At 34.7% G+C, this 951-nt stretch carries 2 protein-coding genes; both read right to left on the bottom strand.

Annotated elements, in window-relative coordinates:
- Positions 1 to 52: 52 nt before the first annotated feature.
- A complete protein-coding gene (locus JCM9140_RS24095) occupies positions 53 to 214 on the bottom strand; it encodes a hypothetical protein (protein WP_166485476.1) in 162 nt (53 codons plus the stop codon).
- A gap of 29 nt (positions 215 to 243) precedes the next feature.
- Entirely contained in the window at positions 244 to 891 is a 648-nt protein-coding gene (gene prsW / locus JCM9140_RS22075) for a glutamic-type intramembrane protease PrsW (protein ID WP_034751849.1), read from the bottom strand.
- Between the last annotated feature and the right edge of the window lie 60 nt (positions 892 to 951).

Here is a 951-nt window from a genome sequence, read left to right as displayed (position 1 = left end):
CAAAATTACAACAAATTTCGGTATTTTGCAAGAGAATTTTTCAAAATTGATATTACTCTTGAGTTGCATCGACATTTAGGTTTTCTTCATTTCCACATACACATCTTTTAAATCCTGTTTCATACTCACCTTTATCATTTCTACGACCACGTAAAATGTATTTTTCGCTGCAAACAGGGCAACGAATGACGATACGATAACGTCCTTCAGTCATATTATCACTCCTCACTTAATTCAATTGCTTTATACATCCAATTGATGAGCTCTTTTTACCTTTCTTAACGCTACCCACCATAAAAAGAACATAAACGGAATTAACAAAAATAAAAAATAGGTCTCAAAAGCTAATAGTATAAAATCATATACTCCATGTAAAAGAAACGGCAAAAATAGAGACATTGCTAAATGCTGTCTGGCTTTTTCCTTTTCTACTTTGGCTCTTCCCATATAATAGCCCATAATAACTCCATATAAGGCGTGGCTTGACACTGGTAGAAACGCCCGAACAAAAGCAGTCTCTAATCCATTAGCAATTAAATAAAATACATTTTCCAATGTGGCAAACCCTAATGATAAAGAAGCGCCATAAACAATTCCATCATAGCGTTTCGCAAAAGTAGCATGTTGATACACAAAAAGCCAAAGAAGGTACCACTTGAAAAACTCCTCCACAAATCCATATAATACAAATGCTCTCGTAAGTGGTTGCGTAAAATACCCTTCCGTTGTGAAAGCAAATTGTAAGACCATTACGGGAAACACGAGCAAAATTCCGATTAAAAATGTTCTAAATACAAGAGCACCTGTACGTGCACTGTAATGATTACGTAAATAGAAATATGATAATAACGCCATTGCTGGTGCTATTGCAGCTGTTATTAATGCAAACAATTGGCCATCCCTTTCCCGTTGCGTTACAATTTAATATTCAAGCATAAGTATGATAATATA

Origin of the sequence: Halalkalibacter wakoensis JCM 9140, assembly GCF_000513095.1 — a bacterium.
GTDB lineage: Bacteria > Bacillota > Bacilli > Bacillales > Bacillaceae_D > Halalkalibacter > Halalkalibacter wakoensis.
Note: the sequence above shows the minus strand (reverse complement) of the source record. Positions and strands in the feature narration are given on the sequence as shown.

Coding starts and splice junctions, on each gene's coding strand:
- JCM9140_RS24095 (WP_166485476.1), bottom strand. CDS start 214: ATGACTGAAGGACGTTATCGTATCGTCATTCGTTGCCCTGTTTGCAGC.